This is a genomic window from Pseudomonas sp. CCC3.1 (genome assembly GCF_034347405.1).
Lineage (GTDB): Bacteria > Pseudomonadota > Gammaproteobacteria > Pseudomonadales > Pseudomonadaceae > Aquipseudomonas.
On the sequence record NZ_CP133778.1, the window covers coordinates 612614 to 634869 of the forward strand.

The 22256-nt window shown below is 57.3% G+C and carries 15 protein-coding genes; 8 read left to right on the forward strand and 7 right to left on the reverse strand.

Features of this window, described 5'->3' with window-relative positions:
* Position 1 precedes the first annotated feature (1 nt).
* The 3 genes from RHM56_RS02810 to tadA all read left to right on the forward strand — a co-directional run bounded on the left by RHM56_RS02810 (position 2) and on the right by tadA (position 2384).
* Positions 2-274, forward strand: coding sequence for a PTS transporter subunit EIIB (locus RHM56_RS02810; protein ID WP_322238335.1), 273 nt, complete (start codon positions 2-4; stop codon positions 272-274).
* Between the two features lie 227 nt (positions 275-501).
* Positions 502-1878 carry a multicopper oxidase family protein gene (locus tag RHM56_RS02815; RefSeq protein WP_322238338.1) on the forward strand — a complete coding sequence of 459 codons (1377 nt, stop codon included), beginning with the start codon at positions 502-504 and terminating at the stop codon, positions 1876-1878.
* Complete coding sequence (gene tadA, locus RHM56_RS02820; protein WP_322238340.1) at positions 1878-2384, forward strand: tRNA adenosine(34) deaminase TadA; 507 nt, start codon at positions 1878-1880, stop codon at positions 2382-2384. Before RHM56_RS02815 ends, tadA begins: the two co-directional genes overlap by 1 nt.
* 158 nt (positions 2385-2542) lie before the next feature.
* On the opposite strand, the gene cmoB is transcribed toward tadA, so the two are convergent.
* The 5 genes from cmoB to lon all read right to left on the reverse strand — a co-directional run bounded on the left by cmoB (position 2543) and on the right by lon (position 8013).
* Positions 2543-3499, reverse strand: a complete 957-nt coding sequence (cmoB, locus tag RHM56_RS02825) for a tRNA 5-methoxyuridine(34)/uridine 5-oxyacetic acid(34) synthase CmoB (RefSeq protein ID WP_322238342.1) — start codon at positions 3497-3499, stop codon at positions 2543-2545.
* Positions 3496-4239 (reverse strand): carboxy-S-adenosyl-L-methionine synthase CmoA, encoded by a 744-nt coding sequence (gene cmoA, locus RHM56_RS02830; RefSeq protein ID WP_322241684.1) that lies wholly within the window; start codon positions 4237-4239, stop codon positions 3496-3498. The genes cmoB and cmoA overlap by 4 nt, the downstream gene beginning before the upstream one ends.
* A gap of 105 nt (positions 4240-4344) precedes the next feature.
* A complete protein-coding gene (locus RHM56_RS02835) occupies positions 4345-4740 on the reverse strand; it encodes a protease inhibitor I42 family protein (protein WP_322238344.1) in 396 nt (131 codons plus the stop codon).
* A 125-nt stretch (positions 4741-4865) separates the two neighbouring features.
* Entirely contained in the window at positions 4866-5222 is a 357-nt protein-coding gene (locus tag RHM56_RS02840; protein WP_322238346.1) for a hypothetical protein, read from the reverse strand.
* 361 nt (positions 5223-5583) lie between these two features.
* Positions 5584-8013 (reverse strand): endopeptidase La, encoded by a 2430-nt coding sequence (lon, locus tag RHM56_RS02845; protein WP_322238348.1) that lies wholly within the window; start codon positions 8011-8013, stop codon positions 5584-5586.
* A 361-nt stretch (positions 8014-8374) separates the two neighbouring features.
* Here lon and RHM56_RS02850 point away from each other — a divergent pair, with 361 nt between their 5' ends.
* From RHM56_RS02850 to RHM56_RS02870, 5 genes are all read left to right on the forward strand, one after another.
* Complete coding sequence (locus RHM56_RS02850; protein WP_322238350.1) at positions 8375-10717, forward strand: GGDEF domain-containing protein; 2343 nt, start codon at positions 8375-8377, stop codon at positions 10715-10717.
* 210 nt (positions 10718-10927) lie between these two features.
* Positions 10928-12958 (forward strand): type VI secretion system tip protein VgrG, encoded by a 2031-nt coding sequence (locus RHM56_RS02855; protein WP_322238352.1) that lies wholly within the window; start codon positions 10928-10930, stop codon positions 12956-12958.
* Entirely contained in the window at positions 12955-13791 is an 837-nt protein-coding gene (locus RHM56_RS02860; protein ID WP_322238354.1) for a DUF4123 domain-containing protein, read from the forward strand. Before RHM56_RS02855 ends, RHM56_RS02860 begins: the two co-directional genes overlap by 4 nt.
* Positions 13788-17096 carry a toxin VasX gene (locus RHM56_RS02865; protein ID WP_322238356.1) on the forward strand — a complete coding sequence of 1103 codons (3309 nt, stop codon included), beginning with the start codon at positions 13788-13790 and terminating at the stop codon, positions 17094-17096. The genes RHM56_RS02860 and RHM56_RS02865 overlap by 4 nt, the downstream gene beginning before the upstream one ends.
* Positions 17093-18010, forward strand: a complete 918-nt coding sequence (locus RHM56_RS02870; RefSeq protein ID WP_322238358.1) for a DUF6708 domain-containing protein — start codon at positions 17093-17095, stop codon at positions 18008-18010. Before RHM56_RS02865 ends, RHM56_RS02870 begins: the two co-directional genes overlap by 4 nt.
* Before the next feature lie 71 nt (positions 18011-18081).
* Here RHM56_RS02870 and RHM56_RS02875 read toward each other — a convergent pair whose 3' ends face one another.
* Positions 18082-20499, reverse strand: coding sequence for a glucose/quinate/shikimate family membrane-bound PQQ-dependent dehydrogenase (locus RHM56_RS02875; protein ID WP_322238360.1), 2418 nt, complete (start codon positions 20497-20499; stop codon positions 18082-18084).
* A gap of 74 nt (positions 20500-20573) precedes the next feature.
* Positions 20574-21956 carry a carbohydrate porin gene (locus RHM56_RS02880; protein ID WP_322238361.1) on the reverse strand — a complete coding sequence of 461 codons (1383 nt, stop codon included), beginning with the start codon at positions 21954-21956 and terminating at the stop codon, positions 20574-20576.
* Positions 21957-22256 lie beyond the last annotated feature (300 nt).

A 22256-nucleotide genomic window follows, 5' to 3' on the forward strand; every position in this document is an offset into this window, starting at 1 on the left:
CATGTTTGCAAAATTTCAGCAGGCGTTTTGGAAAGCCCTGACCCCGGATCTGGTAGCGGATGAGCCGAAGCCGTCGACCTCGACCCTGGAGGCGGCAGTCTTGGCGGCGCTTGGCGGTGCCAGCAACCTCAAGTCTGAACAGCGAGTGGCGCTGACCCGAATCCGCGTTGAACTCAACGATGCCACGCGCATCGACCCGCAAGCCCTGCGCCTGGCGGGTGTACCGGGGGTTATGGCGCTGGAAGGTGGCGTGGTGCATTTGGTGGGGGTGTAGTCGCTGACGAGGTACGAAGGCTGCGATGCGGGCCGCAGGACCGCCGTCTAGGGTCACTTCGCAACCCATCGCAGCCTCATTCTTCGGCAGCGATTACAGAGGACGTTGCACGTTTCAAAACCTGCGCTCGCCGACACCGCGCCCTTACTGTTTCGCAATTGCAGGTGTATCGTATTCGCCTTTTGCGGGCTCTGTGCTCGCGCCGGATACGAGAGGTAGTTAATTCCATGTCCTTTACCCGTCGACAAATACTCGGTGGTTTAGCCGGGCTGGTAGTGGTGGGTGTTGGCGCAGGAGGCGCTTCGCGTTACTGGTTGGGCAAGATGGCCGATGAGCAGGCCGGTCACGATTACGAACTGATTGCTGCCCCGCTGGACGTTGAGCTGGTGCCGGGGCATCAGACCGAAGCCTGGGCTTTTGGTCCTTCGGCGCCGGGCACTGAGCTGCGGGTGCGTCAAGGCGAATGGCTACGGGTGCGGTTTATCAACCATCTGCCGGTTGCCACCACGATTCACTGGCACGGCATCCGCCTGCCGCTGGAAATGGACGGCGTGCCGTACGTCTCGCAATTGCCGGTGTTGCCGGGCGAATACTTCGATTACACATTCCGCGTGCCCGATGCCGGCAGCTATTGGTATCACCCGCACGTCAACAGCAGCGAAGAACTGGGCCGTGGCCTGGTCGGTCCGTTGATTATCGAAGAGCGTGAGCCCACCGGCTTCAAGCACGAACGTACCCTGAGCATCAAAAACTGGCACGTGGATGAAGAGGGCGGCTTTCTGCCGTTCAGCATCACCCGCGAAGCCGCGCGCGGCGGTACGCCGGGGCGCTTGTCGACGATCAATGGCACGCATGTGCCGACCATTGAGTTGCCCGCCGGGCAGATTACCCGCGTGCGCATCCTTAACCTCGACAACACCTTGACCTACCGCCTGAACATTCCCGGCGTTGAAGCGCACATTTATGCGCTGGATGGCAACCCCATCAAGCCCCGGCCTTTGGGCAAGGAATATTGGCTAGGCCCCGGCATGCGCATTTGCCTGGCAATCAAGGCGCCGGCCGCAGGCGAAGAACTGTCGCTGCGTGATGGCCCGGTGCGTTTGGGCACGCTGCTGTCGGTGGCCAATAATGACGCGCCTGGCGAGTGGCCGCCTGCATTGCCTGCCAACCCGATTGCCGAGCCGGATGTCGCGAATGCCGAAAAGCTCAATTTCAACTTTGAATGGGTTGGTTCCTTGTCCGAGAATTTGGGCACGGACCAGCCACCGAGCCTGTGGCAGATCAACGGCGTGGCGTGGGACATCAAAGACAAAACCTGCGCCGACCGACCCATCGCAAAGCTCAAACTGGGCCAAAGCTACATCTTCGAGTTGAAGAACATGACCCAGTACCAGCACCCGATTCACTTGCACGGCATGAGCTTCAAGGTGCTGGCTTCCAACCGCAAAAAGATTACCCCGTATTTCACCGACACCTACCTGCTGGGTAAAAACGAGCGTGCTCGCGTGGCCTTGGTGGCGGATAATCCCGGCGTGTGGATGTTCCACTGCCATGTGATTGACCACATGGAAACCGGCCTCATGGCCGCTATTGAGGTTTCCTGATGCGACAAGGGCGTCAACCCCAGATCATCGACCGCAGCCGCGATCAAGACTTCATGCGAGAAGCACTGGCGCTGGCCGCTCAGGGCGCAGCGCTGGGCGAGGTGCCGGTGGGCGCGGTGCTGGTGCAAAACTGTGAAATCATCGGTCGCGGCTTCAATTGCCCGATCAGCGGCAGCGACCCCAGCGCGCATGCTGAGATGGTCGCCATTCGTGCGGCGGCGGCAGCGGCCAGCAATTACCGCCTGCCCGGTAGCACGCTGTACGTGACGTTGGAGCCGTGCAGCATGTGTGCGGGCTTGATTGTGCATTCGCGAGTGGCGCGAGTGGTCTTCGGCGCGCTGGAGCCCAAGGCCGGGATTGTGCACAGCCAGGGGCAATTCTTCACCCAAGGCTTTTTGAATCACCGGGTGCTGTTTGAAGGCGGGGTATTGGCCGACGAATGTGGCACTCTCCTGAGCGAATTCTTCAAGGCCAGAAGAGCTCGCCAGGAGCGCAAAACCCCGTAGCAGCTGACTCGCGGAGCGAGGCTGCGTCCGGCGGCGTAGCCGTCGTAAAGTCAAATTGCGTGGTGTTACAGGCAAACCACGAACTCAGGTTTTACGATCGCTGCGCAATCGAACGCAGCCTCGCTCCGCTCGTCAGCTGCTACGAAGTCGCGGGTTGTTTATTTCCTGGCGACGATCACGGCGCGCATGGGCGCGGGCAGGCCTTCGATGGTTTTGCTGTGGTCATTCGGGTCCAGGTAGTCGCTCAGTGACTGGAACTTCATCCACTCGGTCGCACGTTGTTCTTCGACGGTGGTGATGCTCACGTCCACGCAGCGCACGTCGCTGAAACCGGCGCGGCGCAGCCAGCGCTCAAGGGCCGGGATTGAAGGCAGGAACCACACGTTGCGCATCTGCGCGTAACGGTCTTCAGGCACCAGCACCTGATTCACGTCGCCTTCGATCACCAGGGTTTCCAGTACCAATTCGCCGCCTTTGACCAGGCAGTCTTTCAACGCCAGCAAATGCTCGATAGGCGAGCGGCGGTGGTAAAACACGCCCATGGAAAATACAGTGTCGAAACCTTCGAGGTTGGGCGGCAGGTCTTCAAACGGGAACGGCAGGTGCCAGGCCGCTTCTTGCTGCAAGAAGCGTTGCACGGCCTGGAACTGGCAGAAAAACAGCCAGTTTGGGTCGACACCGATCACGCTGTGGGCGCCTGCGCCGAGCATGCGCCACATGTAATAGCCATTGCCGCAGCCGACATCGAGGATGCGTTTGCCTTTGAGGTCGATGTGCGGGGCAACCCGCGACCACTTCCAGTCCGAATGCCATTCGGTGTCGACGTGCACGCCAAACAGATCGAACGGCCCTTTGCGCCACGGCGACAAGCCGAGCAGCGCTGTGCGCATTTGCGCGCGGGTTTCGTCGTCGCAGTCGGTGTCCAGGGTCAGGCCGTTGAGCAGGTCGGTCTCGGTCGGCAGCACGTTGGGCAACGCATCCAGCGCGCTTTGCCAGCGCTCCAGGTCGCCGTGACCTTTCTCCATTTTGGTGTCGAGCTGCGCTTGCAGGGTGTTCGCCCATTCAGCCAAGGGCGTGCCCGCCAGACGGCGGGCGAGGGGGGAAAGATCAATCATGGCAAGGCAATCAACGAGGCAAAGTTAAGACACTGGAACCACGGCACGACTTTCGAGAACCCGGCCGCCAGCAGGCGTTCGCGGTGTTCTTCGAGGCTGTCGGGCTTCATGACGTTTTCGATGGCGCTGCGTTTTTGTGCGATTTCGAGGTCGCTGTAACCGTTGGCGCGCTTAAACGCGATGTGTAAATCGGTCAGCAACGTGTGTTCTTCGCAATCATTGAAGCGCAGCTTTTCCGAGAGAATCAGCGCACCTCCCGGCAGCAGCGCTTGGCGAATCCGGCCGAGCAAGGCCAGACGCTGCTCAGGCGCGATAAATTGCAGGGTGAAGTTCAGCGCCACAACCGAGGCGGGTTCGAACGCCAGCGCCAGAATGTCGCCTTCAATCACCTCAACCGGCAGCAACTCCTGAAACATCGAGTTTTGTGCATTGAGGTACTCGCGGCAGCGCTCGACCATGGCCGCCGAGTTGTCCACGGCAATCACCTTGCACCCCTCGCTGCGCACATGGCGGCGCAACGCTTGGGTCACGGCGCCCAACGAGCTGCCCAAGTCATACAGCACGCTGTTGGGCTGAGCGAATTGGGCCGCGAGTACGCCGAGGTTCTCGACAATCGTCGGGTAGCCGGGCACCGAGCGCTTGATCATGTCCGGGAACACCCGCACCACGTCTTCGTTAAAGGCGAAGTCCGGCACCTGGGCCAGGGGCTGGGCGAAAATACGGTCAGGTTCTTTGCTCACGACTTCATTGCTCACGACAGTTCCGGCGCTGGAGAGTTGAAAAGGGGCCGCATTTTAGCCAAGTTGGCGCCGGGATGCGCGGTCTGTCTGATAAACCGCGCCCTGTCATTTCACGGTGATTGGGCAGTCAAAACTTTCAGCGGGTTCGGCTTCTGGTTCCCAAGGTTGCTGAGAGGTCAGGCGCAGGCGCCCTGCGCCCGCTGCAAATGCCTGAAAGCGCCATGTCGATTGCCCGCCACTGCCGAGCAGTTGGCCGTTATCGCTGCTTTGGTAGACCTCAGGGCCGAGGCTGCGCAGCACGCCGCCTGCCGAGTCTTGAATGGCCCAGCGATAGCCGGTGGTGGGGTTGCTGGGCAACGACACAATCAGGTTTTGCCCCGTGTGAAGTTCTAGCGGGCAGTCGCTTTGTTCTTCAACGGTCACGGTGTTGTTGGCAGACTGATGTGCACAGGCTGTCAGCAAGCTGAGGCTGAGCAGGGGAATAAGACGTGCGAGGGACATTGAAGGCTCCGGTCGGACAAACACAAGCGCGCAGCATAACCCATGACGGCGGTTGCGCAGTGTGTCGTCGGCCACGTGTGGCCGAGCCTTGCTTGACCTTCGCTCGAAAACATCTCGTACAAAGCCTAGAAGCTGGCGTGTGGTGGGCTGATTTTAAAATCGCCACACAGCTCCAGCGATTCGCCCTTGTGGTCCACGCATTCAAAGGTGAACAGCCGGGCGCTGAAGCAACTTTCGATGACGCTCAGGTGCAAGGTGCCGACAGTGGCGTCGTTCAAGTGATAGATATCGCGACCATCGACTTCAACGCATTCGATGTAAGACATCGCGCGCACCGGGCCGTGTTCGCCTTTTCGGAACAGGTAAATACCCGATTGGATATTGATGTCCAGGGTCAGGGAAAGAGCGCGATAACCTGTAGAGCCAAACTCATCGAACTCTGCGGTAATGACAATTTTCTTTTGGCTGCTGGCGAAGGTCATTTCCTGTGCGGCAAAAGAAGGTCTATCGAGCAGATCTGCCTTGAGTTCGCCGCGTGTTCTGGGGTTGAAGACAGCAGGCCCCTTAGCGCAGGACCAGAGAGCATCAGGGTTTTCATACGCAGGATGATGAAGTGGCATTGCAGTTCCCCAACGTTAATGTCTGTCGTCCAAGGCTCTATTAACGGCGGGAAGTAAAAGTGTGTCTACTGTCAGAAATTACAGGGTGTTTGGTAAAACTGGATGTGTAGCCGGTTGCAGTGCTGTCATAACTGTAGGAGCGAGCTTGCCTCGCGATCTTTTAAACGATCAAAAGATCGCGAGGCAAGCTCGCTCCTACAGTTGTGACAGCGGTCAGGGCTTTTTAAAACAACACTTTGGCCACGTCGTTAAAGCGCTTGGCAAAGTGCACGGTGATGCCCTCTTTCAAATAGTCCGGCAGTTCATCGAAGTTGCCACGGTTTGCCTCGGGCAAGATCAGTTCGTGAATCTTCTGTCGACGCGCCGCAATCACTTTTTCACGTACGCCACCAATCGGCAGAACATACCCGGTGAGTGTCAGCTCGCCGGTCATGGCAATCCCTTTTTTCGGCGGCTGATTACGGGCCAGTGACAGCAAGGCGCTGGCCATGGTCACGCCCGCACTTGGGCCGTCTTTAGGCGTCGCCCCTTCAGGCACGTGCAGGTGCACAAAGGCTTCGTCGAAGAAACGCGGATCGCCGCCAAACTGTTTGAGGTTGGCGCTGACATAGCTGTAGGCGATTTCGGCAGACTCTTTCATCACATCGCCCAGTTGCCCGGTCAGCTTGAAGCCGCGGTTGAGGGTGTGAATACGCGTGGCTTCAATCGGTAGCGTCGCACCGCCCATGCTGGTCCAGGCCAGACCGGTAATCACCCCGGTACCACTGATGACCTGCTCGTTGCGGAACACGGGCGTACCCAGCGAGGCTTCGAGGTCTTTGGGGCCGATCTTGATCACTGCGTCGGGCTTATCCAGCAACTTGACCACGGATTTACGCACCAGCTTGCCCAGCTGTTTTTCCAGCTGACGCACACCGGCTTCCCGGGCGTAACCGTCAATCACCGTGCGCAAGGCGCTGTCGCTGATGCTCAGGCTGGTTTTATCAACGCCCGCTTTTTCAAGCTGTTTCGGCCACAGGTGACGCTTGGCAATCGCGACTTTTTCTTCGGTGATGTAACCCGAGAGGCGAATCACTTCCATGCGGTCGAGCAAAGGTCCGGGGATCGAATCCAGGGTGTTGGCGGTGCACACAAACAACACTTTCGACAGGTCCAGGCGCAGGTCCAGGTAATGGTCGAGGAAGTCGACGTTTTGTTCCGGGTCCAGGGTTTCAAGGAGTGCCGAGGCCGGGTCGCCCTGGAAGCTTTGGCCCATCTTGTCGATTTCGTCGAGCATGATCACCGGGTTCATCACTTCAACGTCTTTGAGCGCCTGCACCAGCTTGCCCGGCTGGGCGCCAATGTAGGTACGACGATGGCCCTTGATCTCGGCTTCATCACGCATGCCGCCGACGCTGAAGCGATAGAACGGGCGACCCAGCGATTCAGCAATGGATTTGCCGACACTGGTTTTACCCACGCCCGGCGGGCCGACCAACAAGACAATCGACCCGCTGACCGAGCCTTTGTAAGCCCCTACGGCGAGGAACTCGAGGATGCGGTCTTTGATGTCCTCAAGCCCCGCATGGTGGGCGTCGAGCACTTTGCGCGCGTGCTTGAGGTCTAGCTTGTCCTGACCAAACACGCCCCACGGCACCGAACTGGCCCAGTCCAGGTAGTTACGGGTGACCGCGTATTCGGGTGAGCCGGTTTCCAGGATTGAGAGTTTGTTGATCTCTTCGTCGATGCGCTTGCGGGCCTGGGCAGGCAGGGTCTTGCCTTCCAGGCGCTGCTGAAATTGTTCAATATCGGCGCTGCGATCATCTTTGGTCAGCCCCAGCTCTTGCTGGATGACCTTGAGTTGTTCTTTAAGGAAGAACTCGCGCTGATGCTCGCCGATCTTGAGGTTCACCTCGGCCGAGATTTCCTTTTGCAGCCGCGCGACTTCGACTTCTTTACGCAGCATCGGCAGCACTTTTTCCATGCGCTTGAGCATCGGCACGCAATCGAGCACTTCTTGCAGCTCGTTGCCGGTGGCCGATGTCAACGCGGCCGCAAAGTCGGTCAGCGGCGATGGATCGTTGGGGCTAAAGCGATTGAGGTAGTTTTTCAACTCTTCGCTGTACAGCGGATTGAGCGGCAACAGCTCTTTGATCGCATTGATCAGCGCCATGCCGTAAGCCTTCACCTCGTCGGTGGGCTGTTTAACTTCTTGCGGGTATTCGACCTCCACCAGATACGGTGGGCGGTGATGTTTGAGCCACATGCTGATGCGCACACGGCTCAGGCCCTGTGCCACGAATTGCAATTTGCCGTTTTCTCGGCTGGCGTGATGCACTTTCACCAGCGTGCCGTATTCCGGCAGGCTGTTGGTGTCGAAATGGCGTGGATCGTCAGTAGGCGTGTCGACAAAAAACAGCGCCAGCGAGTGATGAGGCGACTTGCTGACCAAGTCGAGGGTTTCGGCCCAAGGTTCTTCATTGACGATGACCGGCAACACTTGTGCCGGGAAGAACGGCCGATTATGAATCGGGATGATGTAAACCTTGTCCGGCAGATTCTGCCCTGGCAGAGCCAATTCAGTCCCTCCAGCGTGTACGGTTGATTCGTTCTCGGTGGGCTCTACATCGGTGTACTCAGTCGTGTTGTCGGTAAAATCTTGCTGGTCGCTCATGGGGCACCTGCGCAATGGGGTATGTGTCTTAGATGGGGCACTGCGATAGAGGTTTCAATGGTGAAGTTTTGTTCACCGTGTAAATCAGCCAATGCCTACAGTAGGTCAATGCCCCGACTCTTTCCCGGCAGGCGATGACGCGCGGGATGTCTGTCAACAGTTAGCGCTTTGTCGCCAACAACTTGACGGTAGACGGCCCGTATTTATTAGGCGATCTTCTACCGCGTGGCAACCGCGCTGAAAAACAATAAGGATTGAACGGAAAGTCAGTTATTTGACTTTCATCAGGATGCAGAGGGTGCATGAATGCCTCAGGGATTTTCAAAAAGGCTGGGTATCGTCAAAGGATTGAGGGCCCCCCATGAAGCTGCGCAATAGTTTTCAGGCCCATATCAGCGTGGTGGTGGCGCTGCTTCTGCTGGTGGTGATCGGTACGGTGTATTTGGCTGTGAAAGCGGCAACAGTGACAGCCGCCAGCGATCAGGCCGAAGAGCAACTGAACAACGGTGCCCGGGTGTTTGAGCGCTTTATTGACTTTCGCGGGCGTCGTATTCAGTACGGCCTTAATTGGTTAACCAACGACGCGGATTTTCGCGAAGCTGCCGTAGACGGCCGCCCGCAGAAAATGGAACAAGCACTGGAGGCCTTTGAGCCGAGCCTTCGCGGCAGTGATGTGTTTGTCCTCGACATGCAAGACAAGATCATCATCAGTACCTTGAAGAGCTTGCCGCCCGGCATGCAGTTCCCCTACGCCAACGCCATGGGGCAGGCGCGGCGTGCCGCACAGACCATGATGATCGGTGTGCTCGACGGGCGCCCTTACATGATGGTCCAGGGCGTCGTACTGGCGCCCTTGCCTGTGATGCGGGTCGTCTCGGGCATGCCGATGAATGACGTGTTTGCCCACGAACTGCGAACCTTGAGCAACCTCGAAGTCTCATTTCTGGCAATAAAAGACGGCCAGTCCGGTGCCTTGGTCAGCACTCAGCCAGAGGCGATGGACGCCGGTATTGTTGCGTTTCTGCGTGACCATCCGCCGGGGCCCATGACCCACTTCAGTGAGTTCGGCGATCGGCGTTTCTTGGGCCTGTTGTTACAACTGGCCAACTCCGGCGATCCCGCCAACGGCCAGGTCTTGGCCTTGTTGCAAAGCCCTCTGGATAAAACCCTTCAGGCTTTTGCCTCGCTGGATCGCAAGTTCCTGTGGATCTCCCTCGTAGCCTTGCTGGCGTCTCTATTGGGTGCGCTGTGGTTGGCCCGCGAAGTATCCCGCCCCGTCAGTCTGCTGGCCGAAGCGGCGCAACGCATTGGCCGGGGCGACTATTCAACCCCGGTGCTGCTTAAGCGCCGCGATGAACTGGGTTTTCTGGCCCGCGCCTTCAACGTGATGCAAAACGGGATTGCCGAGCGTGAGCAGCAATTGGCGCACAACGCGCTGCACGACTCGCTCACGGGGTTGCCCAACCGCGCGCTGGTCATGGAACGTCTGGGCAGTGCCATCAGCGCCCGTCGCAGCGTGGTGTTGATCTATTTGGGCATCGAGAACTATCGCCTGATCAACGAAAGCTCTGGTCCGCAAGGTCTGGAACTGATCATGCGCGAGACCAGCCGTCTGTTGCTGGAAACGCTGCCGCAAAGCGCTACCGCCGCGCGCCTCAGTGGCAATGAATTTTTGCTCCTGCTGGAAAAAACTCAGGTTGATGCGGGAGTCGCGATGGCGGATCGCTTGTATGGATTATTGAGTCTGCCGTTCAGCATTGACGGGCACGACGTGCAGTTGGAAATTTGCATGGGGATCTCGGTGTACCCGACCCACGGCCAAACCGCCGACGACTTGATCGCCCGAGCAGCCATTGCGCGCAGTGATGCAGCGTCGTCGCCGGGTTACTTGCAGGTCTATCAGCAAGACCGCGACTTGGCGCACCAGCGTCAGATCCAGTTGATTCGCGGCTTGCGCCGCGCGGCGAGCGAAGGCGAATTGTTTATCCACTATCAACCCAAGCTAGACCTGCGTAATGGCCACGTGCGCCAGGCCGAAGCGTTACTGCGTTGGCAGCATCCGGAGTTTGGACTGGTATCACCGGCAGAATTTATCCCGTTGGCAGAACGCTCTGGCAGCATGAATTTGCTGACAGATTGGGTGATCGAGGAGGGTATTCGGCAGATAGCCGAGTGGAACCAGCGTGGCTTGCACCTGCAACTGTCGATCAACATTTCGGCTGCTGATTTGCGCGGCGATGACTTGGCGACAAAGGTTGCGGCGTTGCTGGCCCGCTATCAGGTATCGGCTCAGCAACTGATTTTTGAAATCACTGAAAGTGCTGTAATGCACGACCCCGAACACTCGCTCAACGTGCTTGAAGGGCTGCGTGACGGCGGCATCAGCCTGTCGGTGGACGATTTTGGCACCGGCTACTCCTCGCTGGCGCACCTTAAACGGCTGCCGGTGCAAGAGCTGAAAATCGACCAATCCTTTATTCGTAACCTGGACGAAGCCAGTGAAGATGCAGTCATCGTGCGTTCGACCATCGAAATGAGCCACAACCTGGGCCTTAAAGTGGTGGCCGAAGGCGTGGAATACCAACACAGTCTCGACCTGCTCAAACGCTGGCACTGCGACACGGCGCAGGGTTACTTGATCAGCAGGCCGCTGGACGCAGTGGCATTCGAAGCCTGGGTTAACCAGTTGCGGGCGACGGCGTGAGCTAGAACGAATCCCCCGTAGGAGCGAGCTTGCTCGCGATCTTTTGATCTTTAAAACAAAAGCTCGCTCCCACAGTTGGAAGTAAGACCCGTTTCTTCCGCAAGTTACGGACGTGTCCTACATCCACTCCCGAGCCCATCCTTTAGCGTTCACCCCTTTGTGTCGAGGCTGCTTCCTTTGAAGTAAGCCCGTACGTCAGAGGAGTCATGGATGCCCGCAATTGCTCGCGACACTACGTTCAGTCTGACCCTCAATGCAGACGTTCACCCGGTCCAGGTGCTGGCATTCAGCGGTGACGAAGCGATCAGCAGCCCCTTCTCGTTTGACGTTGAACTGGTGTGTGATCGCGCTGATCTGGACCTCGAAGCGTTGCTGCACACCTCGGCCTTTCTGGGGTTTGATCGACAGGGCCATGGCGTCCACGGGCAGATCTATCGCATCGCTCAAAACAGCCCCGGCAAGCGCTTGAGTGTCTATCGTCTGACGCTGGTCCCGCGTTTGGCTTACCTTGAGCACCGCACTAATCATCGTATTTTTCAGAACAAGACCGTGCAGCAGATCATCGAAACCCTGCTCGAAGAGCACGGCATTCTCGGCACGATTTACGGCTTTACCCTGCAATCGACCTATACGCCGCGTGAATACTGCGTGCAGTACGGCGAATCAGACCTGCACTTCATCCAACGGCTGTGCTTTGAGGAGGGTATTCACTATCACTTCAAGCATTCGTCCGACGCCCATTACTTGCAGTTCGGTGATGGACAGGCGGCTTTCACTCCGCTGGCGCGGGCGACGCCCTTCGTGCAAAGCGGTGGCATGGTGGCCGAAGAAGCGGCAGTCGACCGCTTTGATCTGCGCCTGAAGACCTGGACCAACAGTACCCTGCGTCGCGATTACGATTTCAAGACGGCCAGTCGCACGCTGCAAGCCGATAGCCGCGCCGACTCCAATCGGCGCCCGCTTGAGCATTACACCTACCCCGGCCGCTTCAACAACGACGCACACGGCGAACGCCAAAGCCAGAGAAGCCTGGAGCAGCATCAGAGCGATGACAGTCAGGCCAGCGGCCACAGTGATCAGCCGAGCTTGAGCAGCGGCCATTTTTTAACCCTGAGTGAGCACCCCTACAGCGACTGGAATGCGCCGTGGTTGTTGACTCACGTCCATCACGAAGGCAAGCAGCCGCAGGTGCTGGAAGAACAGGGCGGTCAATCGCAGATCGAGCATTCACTGGACTTTGCCCAGGGCTACCGCAACCGCTTTCTTGCCACTCCCGAGAACGTGACCTACCGCTCGGCTGTCGTTTTCGACAAGCCGCGCCTCCATGGCAACCAGACGGCTCGGGTTACCGGGCCAGTTGATCAGGAAATCCACTGCGATCAGTTCGGCAGAATCAAAGTCAGCTTTCATTGGGATCGCAGCGGGGCGGACGACGACAGCAGCAGTTGCTGGCTGCGTGTCGCCTCCAGTTGGGCAGGTGACAGCTACGGCGCGGTGACCATCCCCCGAGTGGGGATGGAAGTATTGGTCAGCTACCTCGAAGGAGACGTCGACCAGCCGCTGGTGTCGGGCTGCCTGGTGTCGAGCATGACCCCGAGCGCACTCAAGTTGCCGGCCGAGAAAACCCAAAGCGTCTTTCGCAGTCGCAGCACACCGGGCGGTGGCGGCTACAACGAGTTGCGCATCGAAGACCGCACAGGTCAGGAAAAAATCTACCTGCACGCCCAGCGCGACATGGCGCAACACATCGAAAACGACAGCCACGTGCAGGTCGACGGCAAGCGTGAAGAGACCATCGTTGGCAACAACGTAGTGGCGCTTGGGGCAGAAGACCAGCAGACCATCAGTGGCGACCGCAAGGTTGAAATCCAGAGCAATGACTTCACTACCGTCGCCATGACCAGCCACACCCGCGTCGGTCTGGTGATGGCGATTGAAGCCGGGGTGCACGCGCACATCAAAGCCGGGGCCACGCTGGTGGTGAACGGCGGCGCGAGCATGACCCTGATGGCGGGTGGGCAACACCTGATGCTGACCCCGCTCGGCATTTACAGCAGCTCACCGATCCTGCCCGGCGGCGTGCCGATACCGGGCTTGCCTGCGTTGTTGGCGGTGCCGGACGGGGTCGAGGTGATGACGGCGGTGGCACTGGTTGACCAGGCACGTGTATTCGAATTATCCGCCGATGAGGTGGAGCCCGTGTGCTTGACCTGTCAGGCCCTCAAAGAAGGTCAAGCATGACGCGCGCCTACCTGTTGCTCGATAGCAACCAGATTCCAGATCTCCATGTACGCCTGTTTCAGATGGCGCCAAAAGCCGCCCCCCAGGCCCTGTACTTGACCACCCGTTACGCCGACTTGGCGAACATTGGCCCGCTGCTGGTCGCGGTAGAACCCAACACTGCACTGGCTAATACCTTTGCCGAAGAGTGGCAAACCCGCGCAGGCATCTGGTTGGAGTCAGAGGCCAATGAAAGCGACCTGATCGCCCATTTGCGCAGCCTGGTGCATGTGCAACTTGAAGGCGGCGTCAGCGCATTTTTCCGGTTCTACGACCCTCGAATTACCCGCTTATGGCTGGGCGATTTGCCTGACGCTGAGCGAGACCGGCTGATGGGGCCGGTGCGCTTAATTCGGTTGGCCAATGGACTTTTTATCCGTCAGGAAAATCCTGATCAGCCGAGCGGCCAATACGCGGCAACGCCTTGGCTGAGCTTAAGCACGCAGCAACTTGAGCATCTGTGCCAAGGCAAACGGAGCCAATTTACCCAACGAATGATTGATCACTGCCAGCGCTATTTCCCTCAGTGCCTGCAAGGGCTCGACCCACAAGCCCAGCAGCAATGGGCACAAGACTGTCAGCGTAATGCCGCGCGCCAAGGCTACAGCGCAGAGGATGAAGTGATGTGTTGGATCGGCGTGTATGCGTATTTCGGTGAGACGTTTCCAGATGTCCCGGGCCATGAGGTCTATCGCCAAGTACTGGCCGCACGCAACGTGACACCGCAACAGCGGCTTGATCATTTACAGGATGAGTTAACACGCCAACTTATGACTGGGGAGGTGACTGCATGAGTGTCGATAAACGTCTGGCCGCAGTGGTCAATTTGGCTGAAGCCACGCGAGCGGCCAAGGCCCGCCCGCATACCGACATCAACAGCACCGTTCGCCAATGTCAGGCCAGCCCACCCCACATCTTCGTGGTTCCGGTGCGTTACGCCCTCAGCGAAGCGCCCGCCAGCCACCCGGCCTTCCAGCCCGGCGTAGAAACCCAAAGCCACCCGATGGCAGCACGTCTTCTGCGCACGGGCTTTCTCTATGTGTGGCAAGGCGACGGCCCGCTTCAGCGCTATGCGATGGCTGAAAACAACCTGCTGCGCAGTCAAGAACTGGATGGCGATGACACCGTCATCAACGTCGGCACCCAGAGTGGTATAGCGCTGGATAAGCATCAGGAAGCCTGGATGCTCTACAGCGAAATCCCGCTGAACTCGACCTCTTGCGAACAACTCAGCGAACCCGAAAATCGCACCCAGCGCATGCGCCGCCTGGACCTGCGGCAAGTCGCGAACACCCTGCAAGCCCCGCATTGCGTGCCGTTGGGCGAAGCCAAGCAGGTGATGGGTGAGTTGATCCCGAGCACCTATGACTTGGCGTTGGCGATCGATTACCAGCGCAATCAGCCCACACTGCAAAAGCGTGCGGATGAATTGGGCAATGAGGCGATTAAAGACCCAACGCCCAACACGATCAAAGCCTATACCGACACCCAGCACTGGCTCAGTGAGCGAGCGAAAGTGGCTGCGCAGTACCCGCCGGTTCCCGATGACGTCCCTGCGCCGGGCGAGTGGAGCGCCGTGTCATGGGCGCCGACCACGACCCAAAGCCTGATGGAAACCGTCCACAGCCAATCACGCGGTTTGTACACCGTACTGGTGTGTTTGGATGACGATCTCGGCGTATTGCGCGACATCAACCACGAACAAGAACTGATCGAATCTCGGCATGAAAAATGGCAAGCCGATAACAACTTACGGCTGAGTATTGGCGGGTTTGTTCGTAGTTTGATTACAGAAGATCCCGACGAAGTCATCGGGATGTTGATTTACCGCTACCGCGAGCAGGACATTGAACTGACGCGTGAGCAGGCGCAAATGCTGCTGGATACTCGTAAACGGCTTGAAGCATTGGCCCGCGATCGTTACGCCGCCAATGTTGCTCATGGCTCTCCGTTTACCAAACAGCAAGCAGACACACGGCTACACGAGATTCATCTGCGCGAACAAGCCGCTGTGGCGCCGATCCGTGGATTTATCCCGCTGAAGTTTCATGACCAGATTATGGAAATGGTGCTCGAGTACCAGGTTAGTAAACTCAGTAACAAAGACAATACTCATACCAGCGATAAAGTTGAGCAATACATCGACTTGCCTGCCATGAATCATTGGCTCGACCAAACCGCCCCGAAGCATTTTTCTCACCTGCAACAACGACACGAAGCCCTCTACGCTGATCGTGGCGTGTACTTGCTGCGACATCACAGCGGCACGTGGTTTGTGGATTACCACGACAGCGAACACCGCCAATGGCTGGATGAACTGGTCTTGGCTTGTCTTAGCGCCCAATGTTTACGCAATGTTGGGGCCGAGCAATATGCAGAGTACGTGCGCAGTGCGGATGACGGCGCGTTGCGGCAATTGTTTTACGGCTGGAGCCCCACACTTGAGGGGGCGGTCAATACCAGCAGCCGTGCGACTGAATTGATGGCAGCGTTGGAAATTGAAAATCAGGCCAATGCGATAGCCGCAATGAGTAAGGTGCTGGGGCCGCAGGGTCTCAACATTCTGTCTGGGCTCAGTGCTATGGCGGGCAACACCTATAGCCTTTGGAACACCCTCGTAAAACGCCTGAGCGCATCATTGTTGTTGCTCAGCAGCAAAACGGGAGAACCGCTGAAAGGGCCGTGGCTTGCCATGATGTCCGCCACCCGAGCGGCTCACCAAATTGGTCTGCGGTTAATGAGCCAAGGAAAATATCAGGTGTTGCAGCAATTCGGCAAAGCCGCGGAAGACCTTAGCCAATGGGTTAACACCACGGGTAAAGCCATCGGCCTTGGTCATGTTTCAAAAATTGTCGACTCTGTGGCAGTTAAAAACAGTGGTGGTTTGATCGCTTTGACAGCGTTGCTGCTCAATAGTTGGAATGCCAGTAATTATTTGGGGCAGGCGGGTGCGTTGGAAGGGATGGATCAGCAGCGTATCAACGATACTTGGTCAGCGACGCTTTATGCCGGGGCGGCATTGGTGGCGGTGATTGATAGTCAGGTGAGTAGGACTGCTCGGTTTTCGATGGGATTAGCTGTAGCACCTTTGCGCACACTGTTAGGAGGGGTTATTGGAGGGCTTTCTGGTGTGGCTGCAATCTATGAGATTAAGTCTCTCCAACTACAACTTGAAAACGCACAAGGCTCTATCGATCCTTGGCTGCAGATGCGTAGAAATGTAGTCGGTGGTCAAATTGCTACTTTTGGGGCTGTAACACTCAATGGAGTGATTTTCACTTTGAGAGCTCTCAGCGGAAATCTCAGTGCTGCAATGGCGCTTTCACGGTTTCTATTTTGGATGGGGCCACTGAATTTCCTGATTGCGGTACTGGGTGTGCTCTATCTGATTGCTTGGTATTTTCAGCAAAAACCTATGCAGATTTTTCTAAATGATTGCTGCTGGTCAAAGTCTCGTGCCCGCGACCTGACCCCCATAGCATTCGATGCCCAGCAAGACGAACTTAATCGTTTATACGGCATTCTTTACACCCCTAGAGTCAGCTTCGAATCCGCCGAACCAAAAAGTGTAATGAATGCATTGCAATCAGGCGTAATTAAAAGTGCGATCAAAACACTCACCATAGACCTGCCAGGGGCGGAGCCCAGTAATGTTTATCTAGACATCACCATGATTGGTAACCCGCTGGATACTCTGGCGATGCGCGAACGGATAAAAAGTGGTGAGGGGAAATACGCTCGTGAAGAGCCTATGCAAGATATTGGCGACTGTTGGATACACCACAGTCGGTGTGAGTGGATTCCGCATACCCAAGGCCAAGGTTTACGATTGAGTGGCCCATTCAACACGGTGCCTAACTTATTCGCTTCGCAACCCACTACAGTCTCTTTGCGCTTGCGATACCACACTCCATTGACCTCAATGCTAGGCGCCCTCAACTTTGTGGGGGGAGAGCGAGGTGTTGCGTTTACATTGAGTGCAGCCACGGGAGTGATCGCCTTGCGTAATGACCCAACACCTGAATTGGACACTACAAGGCGTTACACACTTGGCGGTCAACAAGTTTCAGTTTTCTTGCAGCCAGGTATAAAACGATGAGCGTGCCAGCGGCAGGAACAAGTAAGAAAAGTCTGTTTTCTCAACAAGATCACCTGGCCCCTCTCGCCATACCGACGGGTGAGTCGGCAGTTGATATGGTAAATGTTATTTGGCGTAAGTGTGATGTGTATTTAGATATTGGGAGCTACAGTATTAGTTCTGGGATGTTGATTTTGTGGCCGATGATTATGCTTTTTATATTTCTTGCTTTTGTGATGAATGATACGGATATCGTTTTGTATGGAACTTGCATATTAGCTATCCCCATACTGATGTTGATTCATAGCTTATTCCAACCAACCCCACTACCCATTCGTTTCAATCGTCAACGCCGAGAAGTCTGTGTTCCTCGTGAAAACGGCAACTACTGGATTGTACCTTGGGAGACGGTAACCGCCGCCACTTCGGAACACTCGACGGTCAGTCAAGTGGGCACACACTCAATGGGCATGCTGTTTATAAGTTTCGATAACCCGGATCCGCACGCTGAAGAGAGTAATAAACACGTATTCTGGGGGTTTAACTGCGGATCGAGTGAGGGGGCGATGGCGCAGTGGGAATGTATGCGCAGTTATATGGAGATTGGGCCGCACGTCGTAAAAGATAATAGTGCTAGATTCCACTACCCCAAAGGCATACTCGCTACTTATGTGGACAATCTTTTCATAGCCGCTAAACGTAAAGGCTGGTTTATGACGTTGGTGTGGGAGGGGTTCTGCGGAATATTTATCTTCAATACCTTTCTTATCGATGCGCTTGAACGATTAAAGCTGTATCCACTCCCTGACTTTCCTTGCCCCGACATCATCGAATGGTCCAAACCCCTCCCGCCCGAGCAATGGGCTAAACGTTCTCCAGAGTTAGAACTCGCCATCGCCGCCCGCGAAGCAGAACTGGCAGCCCGTTCGCTTTAACCTCAAACCCCAGCCACAAAAAAAGGCGGCTATCTCTCGATAGCCGCCTTTCCTGAAACCAGCTCTAAAACTTACTCAGCCAGTTTAAACGCCATGATGTAGTCACCTTTTTTGGTGCCTAGACCACCGTGGCCGCCCGCCATGACCACCACGTATTGGGTGCCGTCTTTGCCGGCGTAGGTCATTGGGGTGGCTTGGCCGCCTGCTGGCAGGCGACCTTCCCACAGGACTTTACCGTTGTTGACGTCGTAAGCACGCAGGTATTGGTCAAGGGTGCCGCTCAGGAAGGCAACGCCACCGGCTGTGGTAACGGTGCCGCCCAGGCTTGGAACGCCCATTGGCAGTGGGATCGGTACCGGCGAGCTGTCACGCACGGTGCCGTTTTTGTGTTTCCAGATGACGTTGTTGTTGGTCAGGTCGACCGCCGCAACGTAACCCCACGAAGGCGCCTGGCAAGGCAGGCCAACGGGCGACAACAGGGGTTCCAGGATCACGCCGTAAGGGGCGCCTTTGTTCGGTTGTACACCCGAGGTTTCGCCTTTACGTGGGCCCATGGCGGCAACGTCTGCCTGTGGGACCAGTTTGGAGGTGAAGGCCATGTAGCTAGGGTTCAGGAACGCGATCTGACGCACTGGGTCGACCGAAATGCCGCCCCAGTCAAACACGCCGAAGTTGCCTGGATACACGATCGAACCTTGCAGCGATGGCGGGGTGTACATGCCGTCGTAACGCAGGGACTTGAAGTTTATCCGGCACAGCATCTGGTCGAACGGGGTAACGCCCCACATGTCACGCTCAGTCAGCACTGGCGGGATCATGTTCAGGTCCGAACGCGGCTGGGTTGGCGAGGTGTGGTCGCCAGCAACGGCGTCGCCCGGTGCCGGGATTTCGCGGATCGGTACGATGTCTTCGCCAGTGCGACGGTCAACAACGTAGATGCTGCCTTGTTTGGTCGAAGCCAGCAGCGCCGGTTTCACGCCATCAGCCGTTTTGAGGTCCATCAAGGTAGGCTGACCGCCCACGTCCATGTCCCACAGGTCATGGTGAGTGAACTGACGGTACCAACGGACTTTACCGGTGTTGATGTCCAGAGCGGTCACGCCTGCGCTGTAACGCTCGGAGTCTTCGGTACGGTCGCCGCCATATTGGTCAGGCATTTGGTTGCCCATCGGCAGGTACAGCATGCCGAGGTTTTCGTCGACCGAGAACATCGACCACATGTTAGGCGAGTTACGGGTGTAGGTTTTGCCTTCGGCAATCGGCGTGGTGTCGTCCGGGTTGCCGCTGTCCCAGTTCCAGACCAGCTTGCCGGTACGCACGTCGTACGCACGGATTACGCCGGATGGCTCGTCAGTGGAGATGTTGTCGGTCACGTGGCCGCCAATCACCACCAGGTCTTTGGTCACGGCAGGTGGCGAGGTGGAGTAGTAGCCGCCCGGTGCAAAGCTGCCGATGTTGTGGCGCAGGTCTACCGAGCCGTGGTCACCGAACTCTTCGCAGACCTTACCGGTGTCGGCATTGAGTGCAATCAGACGGGTGTCGGCAGTTGGCAAGAACAGACGGCGTGGGCAAGCGTTGCTCGAAGTGGCAGCAGCAGGCTCGGCAGCGCTTTGTTCAGTGCTGGCTTTGGCGTAGGCGTTTTCGTCGTGATAGCTCACGCCGCGGCAGGTCATGTGTGCCCAGCCTTTGAAGTTGGCAGCATTTTGCGTGCTGATCTTCGGATCGTAGCGCCAGATTTCCTTGCCGCTGTCTGGGTCAAGGGCGATCACCTGGCTGTGTGGGGTACACACATACAGCATGCCGTTGACTTTCAGCGGGGTGTTCTCGGCCGTGGTTTCGCCGGGATCGCCTTCGCCAGGAATATCACCGGTGCGCATGGTCCAGGCTGGCACCAGCTTGTGCGCATTCTGCGGGGTGATTTCTTTCAGCGGTGAGTAACGGTCGCCATAGCCACTACGGCCGTAGGACTGCCAGTCGCCATCCGGCATGGCCGGTGCGGTGTTGGCCATGCCCGGTACGGCATCGCGACCCAGTTCGCCTTTGATTTCGCCAGGGTTGGTGAACTGGCTAGCCAGTGCAGCAACACCCGCCAACACCACGGCGATGCTCAGTGCGCCAGTGGCCACAGGTGCCGACTGACCGCGCAACAGCGGACGACGCAACCATGGCAACAGCAGGACGATACCGATGGCGAACCACAGGGCCAGACGCGGCACCAGTTGCCACCAGTCCAGACCGACTTCCACCAGCGCCCATACGGTGCTGGCGAACAGTACCAGCGCGTACAGGGCCAATGCAGCACGGCGCCCAGCGATCAGCAGTACGCCCGATAACCCGAAGCCGATACCGGCCAGCAGGTAATACGTCGACCCGCCGAGCGCGACCAGCTTGATACCCCCGGCCAACATGGCCAGGCCCATTAGCACCAGCAAGATACCGAGCAGTGTCGGTAGCAGGCGGCTTTTACTGAAAGCACCGTCAGTGCTCATAGTGTGGTTCTCCGTTGTAAATGAAATGTAGCGGCAAGCGTGTAGCGAGTCACTTGCCGCCGGCTGCTCGTTCGTTAGAACGAACTTTGAATCTTCAGGCCGCCGATCAGTGCGTCATCCACCTGGTTGACGCCACCGGGATGGCGGATGTATTGCAGGTTGGGTCGAACAGTCAGCCAGTTGGTTACGTGCACGCCGTAATACAATTCGGCGCTGTATTCAGTGTCCTGAGGCGGCAAGTAGTCCGGGTTGTCAAAGTTGTAAATGGCATGGGCCTGGTTGGTGGCTTCGGCATTTTTACGGAAGGCCGGGTTGACGTGCACCCGAGCCATCGCGAAGCCGATGTCGTCCTTGGGGCGTGCATCGAACACGCCTTTGTACACAACGCCTGCCTGGACATAGTTGTCGATGGCGTTGGTTTTCTTGTCGTGCAGGGTGGCGTTGGCGAACACGCTCAACCCTCGGGATTGATCACTGGCGCGGGTGGTCAGTTGTTGTTGCACGCCCAGCCACATGCCGTGTTTGCTCGAACTGCTGCGATAGGCTTCGCCGCTCAAGACCGCCGGCTGGCCATTGGCATCCTTGTAAACGTCGGTTGCCTTGGCGCTGCTGTAGTAATAACCGGCGCGGTATTCACCTGGCAGGCCATTGATTTTCGGGGTCCATACCAGCTCAACCGGCAACACTGCACCTTGAGTGCCGCTGCCGCTGAGTTTGAAGCCATTGCCGCGGTCCAGGTTGGACGGGTTCTGCTCATAAGCGCCGACTTGCGCATACAGCTCAGGCGTCAGGTGGTATTTGACCCGCAGCGCCCATTGGCTGACGGGCCAGTTATACCAAATGCTGCCCGCCCAGTTCCCGACCTGCGAGCCACAGAACGCCAGGTTCTGGAAGTCGCAAGGGAAGCTGTTGAAGTCTTCGCCCTGACCAAAACGGCCAGCCTTGATGTCGAGTTTCTGATCGAAAAACTTTTGCTGGTACCACATCTGCGTCAGGCGGGTGGTTTGGCCACGGCCCCAGACTTCTTGCGCCGAGGTGAAGCCGCCAACCCGTGGATCATTGATCCGGTCGTTGCTGATGTTGTTGCCGCTGCGATGGGTAATCGTCAGTTGAAATTCAGCGTCGTGCCAGCCCAAAATTTTCTGCAAGTCCAGGTGAGTGCCCAGGCCGAACTGATCGCTGTAACGCGCTGTGCGGTCGTGGTCATAGCCACCGTGCAGGTTGGAACCCACTTCACCGACGTAATCGAGCGAGAAGCTGTAGCCCTTTTTCGCAAGCTCGGTACGGGTGCCGCCCCAATCGCCCAGCATCCATTTTGAGTCGCTGTCGAAAGCCGGAGCGGCTTGTGCGCAGCTGGCGAGGCCCAGGGCGGTGATGCCGCCGATCAGGGCCAGGGCTTTTTGCCCGGCCATAGGGAATAGCGCGCTGTGTTTGCGCAAAGTCAGGAATGTGGACATAGGTCGAGATGAAAGTCTTTTTGGTAGGGCTGTGGCGTGGGTAGCGCTGTCTTTGGCAGCAGGACTCACACTTTAAGATTGAAGGGATGAATGAAACGTTTCAGCCCTTAGTGCGGAAATGATAAAGCGCTGAAACGTTTAGAAACAGCACTTTAAGTGACATGGATCATTTCTGATTCTGTAACAGTGGGCTGCGACCGTTCGTCTCAGAGGCTTTTTGCCTCACGTTCGCGGGTGTTTGCGGGAAATGGGGACGGGAAGGGGTTTGAAATAAATGTGTAGGAGCGAGCTTGCCTCGTG

Coding starts and splice junctions, on each gene's coding strand:
- RHM56_RS02810 (WP_322238335.1), top strand. CDS start 2: ATGTTTGCAAAATTTCAGCAGGCGTTTTGGAAAGCCCTGACCCCGGAT.
- RHM56_RS02815 (WP_322238338.1), top strand. CDS start 502: ATGTCCTTTACCCGTCGACAAATACTCGGTGGTTTAGCCGGGCTGGTA.
- tadA (WP_322238340.1), top strand. CDS start 1,878: ATGCGACAAGGGCGTCAACCCCAGATCATCGACCGCAGCCGCGATCAA.
- cmoB (WP_322238342.1), bottom strand. CDS start 3,499: ATGATTGATCTTTCCCCCCTCGCCCGCCGTCTGGCGGGCACGCCCTTG.
- RHM56_RS02835 (WP_322238344.1), bottom strand. CDS start 4,740: ATGTCCCTCGCACGTCTTATTCCCCTGCTCAGCCTCAGCTTGCTGACA.
- RHM56_RS02840 (WP_322238346.1), bottom strand. CDS start 5,222: ATGACCTTCGCCAGCAGCCAAAAGAAAATTGTCATTACCGCAGAGTTC.
- lon (WP_322238348.1), bottom strand. CDS start 8,013: ATGAGCGACCAGCAAGATTTTACCGACAACACGACTGAGTACACCGAT.
- RHM56_RS02850 (WP_322238350.1), top strand. CDS start 8,375: ATGAAGCTGCGCAATAGTTTTCAGGCCCATATCAGCGTGGTGGTGGCG.
- RHM56_RS02855 (WP_322238352.1), top strand. CDS start 10,928: ATGCCCGCAATTGCTCGCGACACTACGTTCAGTCTGACCCTCAATGCA.
- RHM56_RS02860 (WP_322238354.1), top strand. CDS start 12,955: ATGACGCGCGCCTACCTGTTGCTCGATAGCAACCAGATTCCAGATCTC.
- RHM56_RS02865 (WP_322238356.1), top strand. CDS start 13,788: ATGAGTGTCGATAAACGTCTGGCCGCAGTGGTCAATTTGGCTGAAGCC.
- RHM56_RS02870 (WP_322238358.1), top strand. CDS start 17,093: ATGAGCGTGCCAGCGGCAGGAACAAGTAAGAAAAGTCTGTTTTCTCAA.
- RHM56_RS02875 (WP_322238360.1), bottom strand. CDS start 20,499: ATGAGCACTGACGGTGCTTTCAGTAAAAGCCGCCTGCTACCGACACTG.
- RHM56_RS02880 (WP_322238361.1), bottom strand. CDS start 21,956: ATGTCCACATTCCTGACTTTGCGCAAACACAGCGCGCTATTCCCTATG.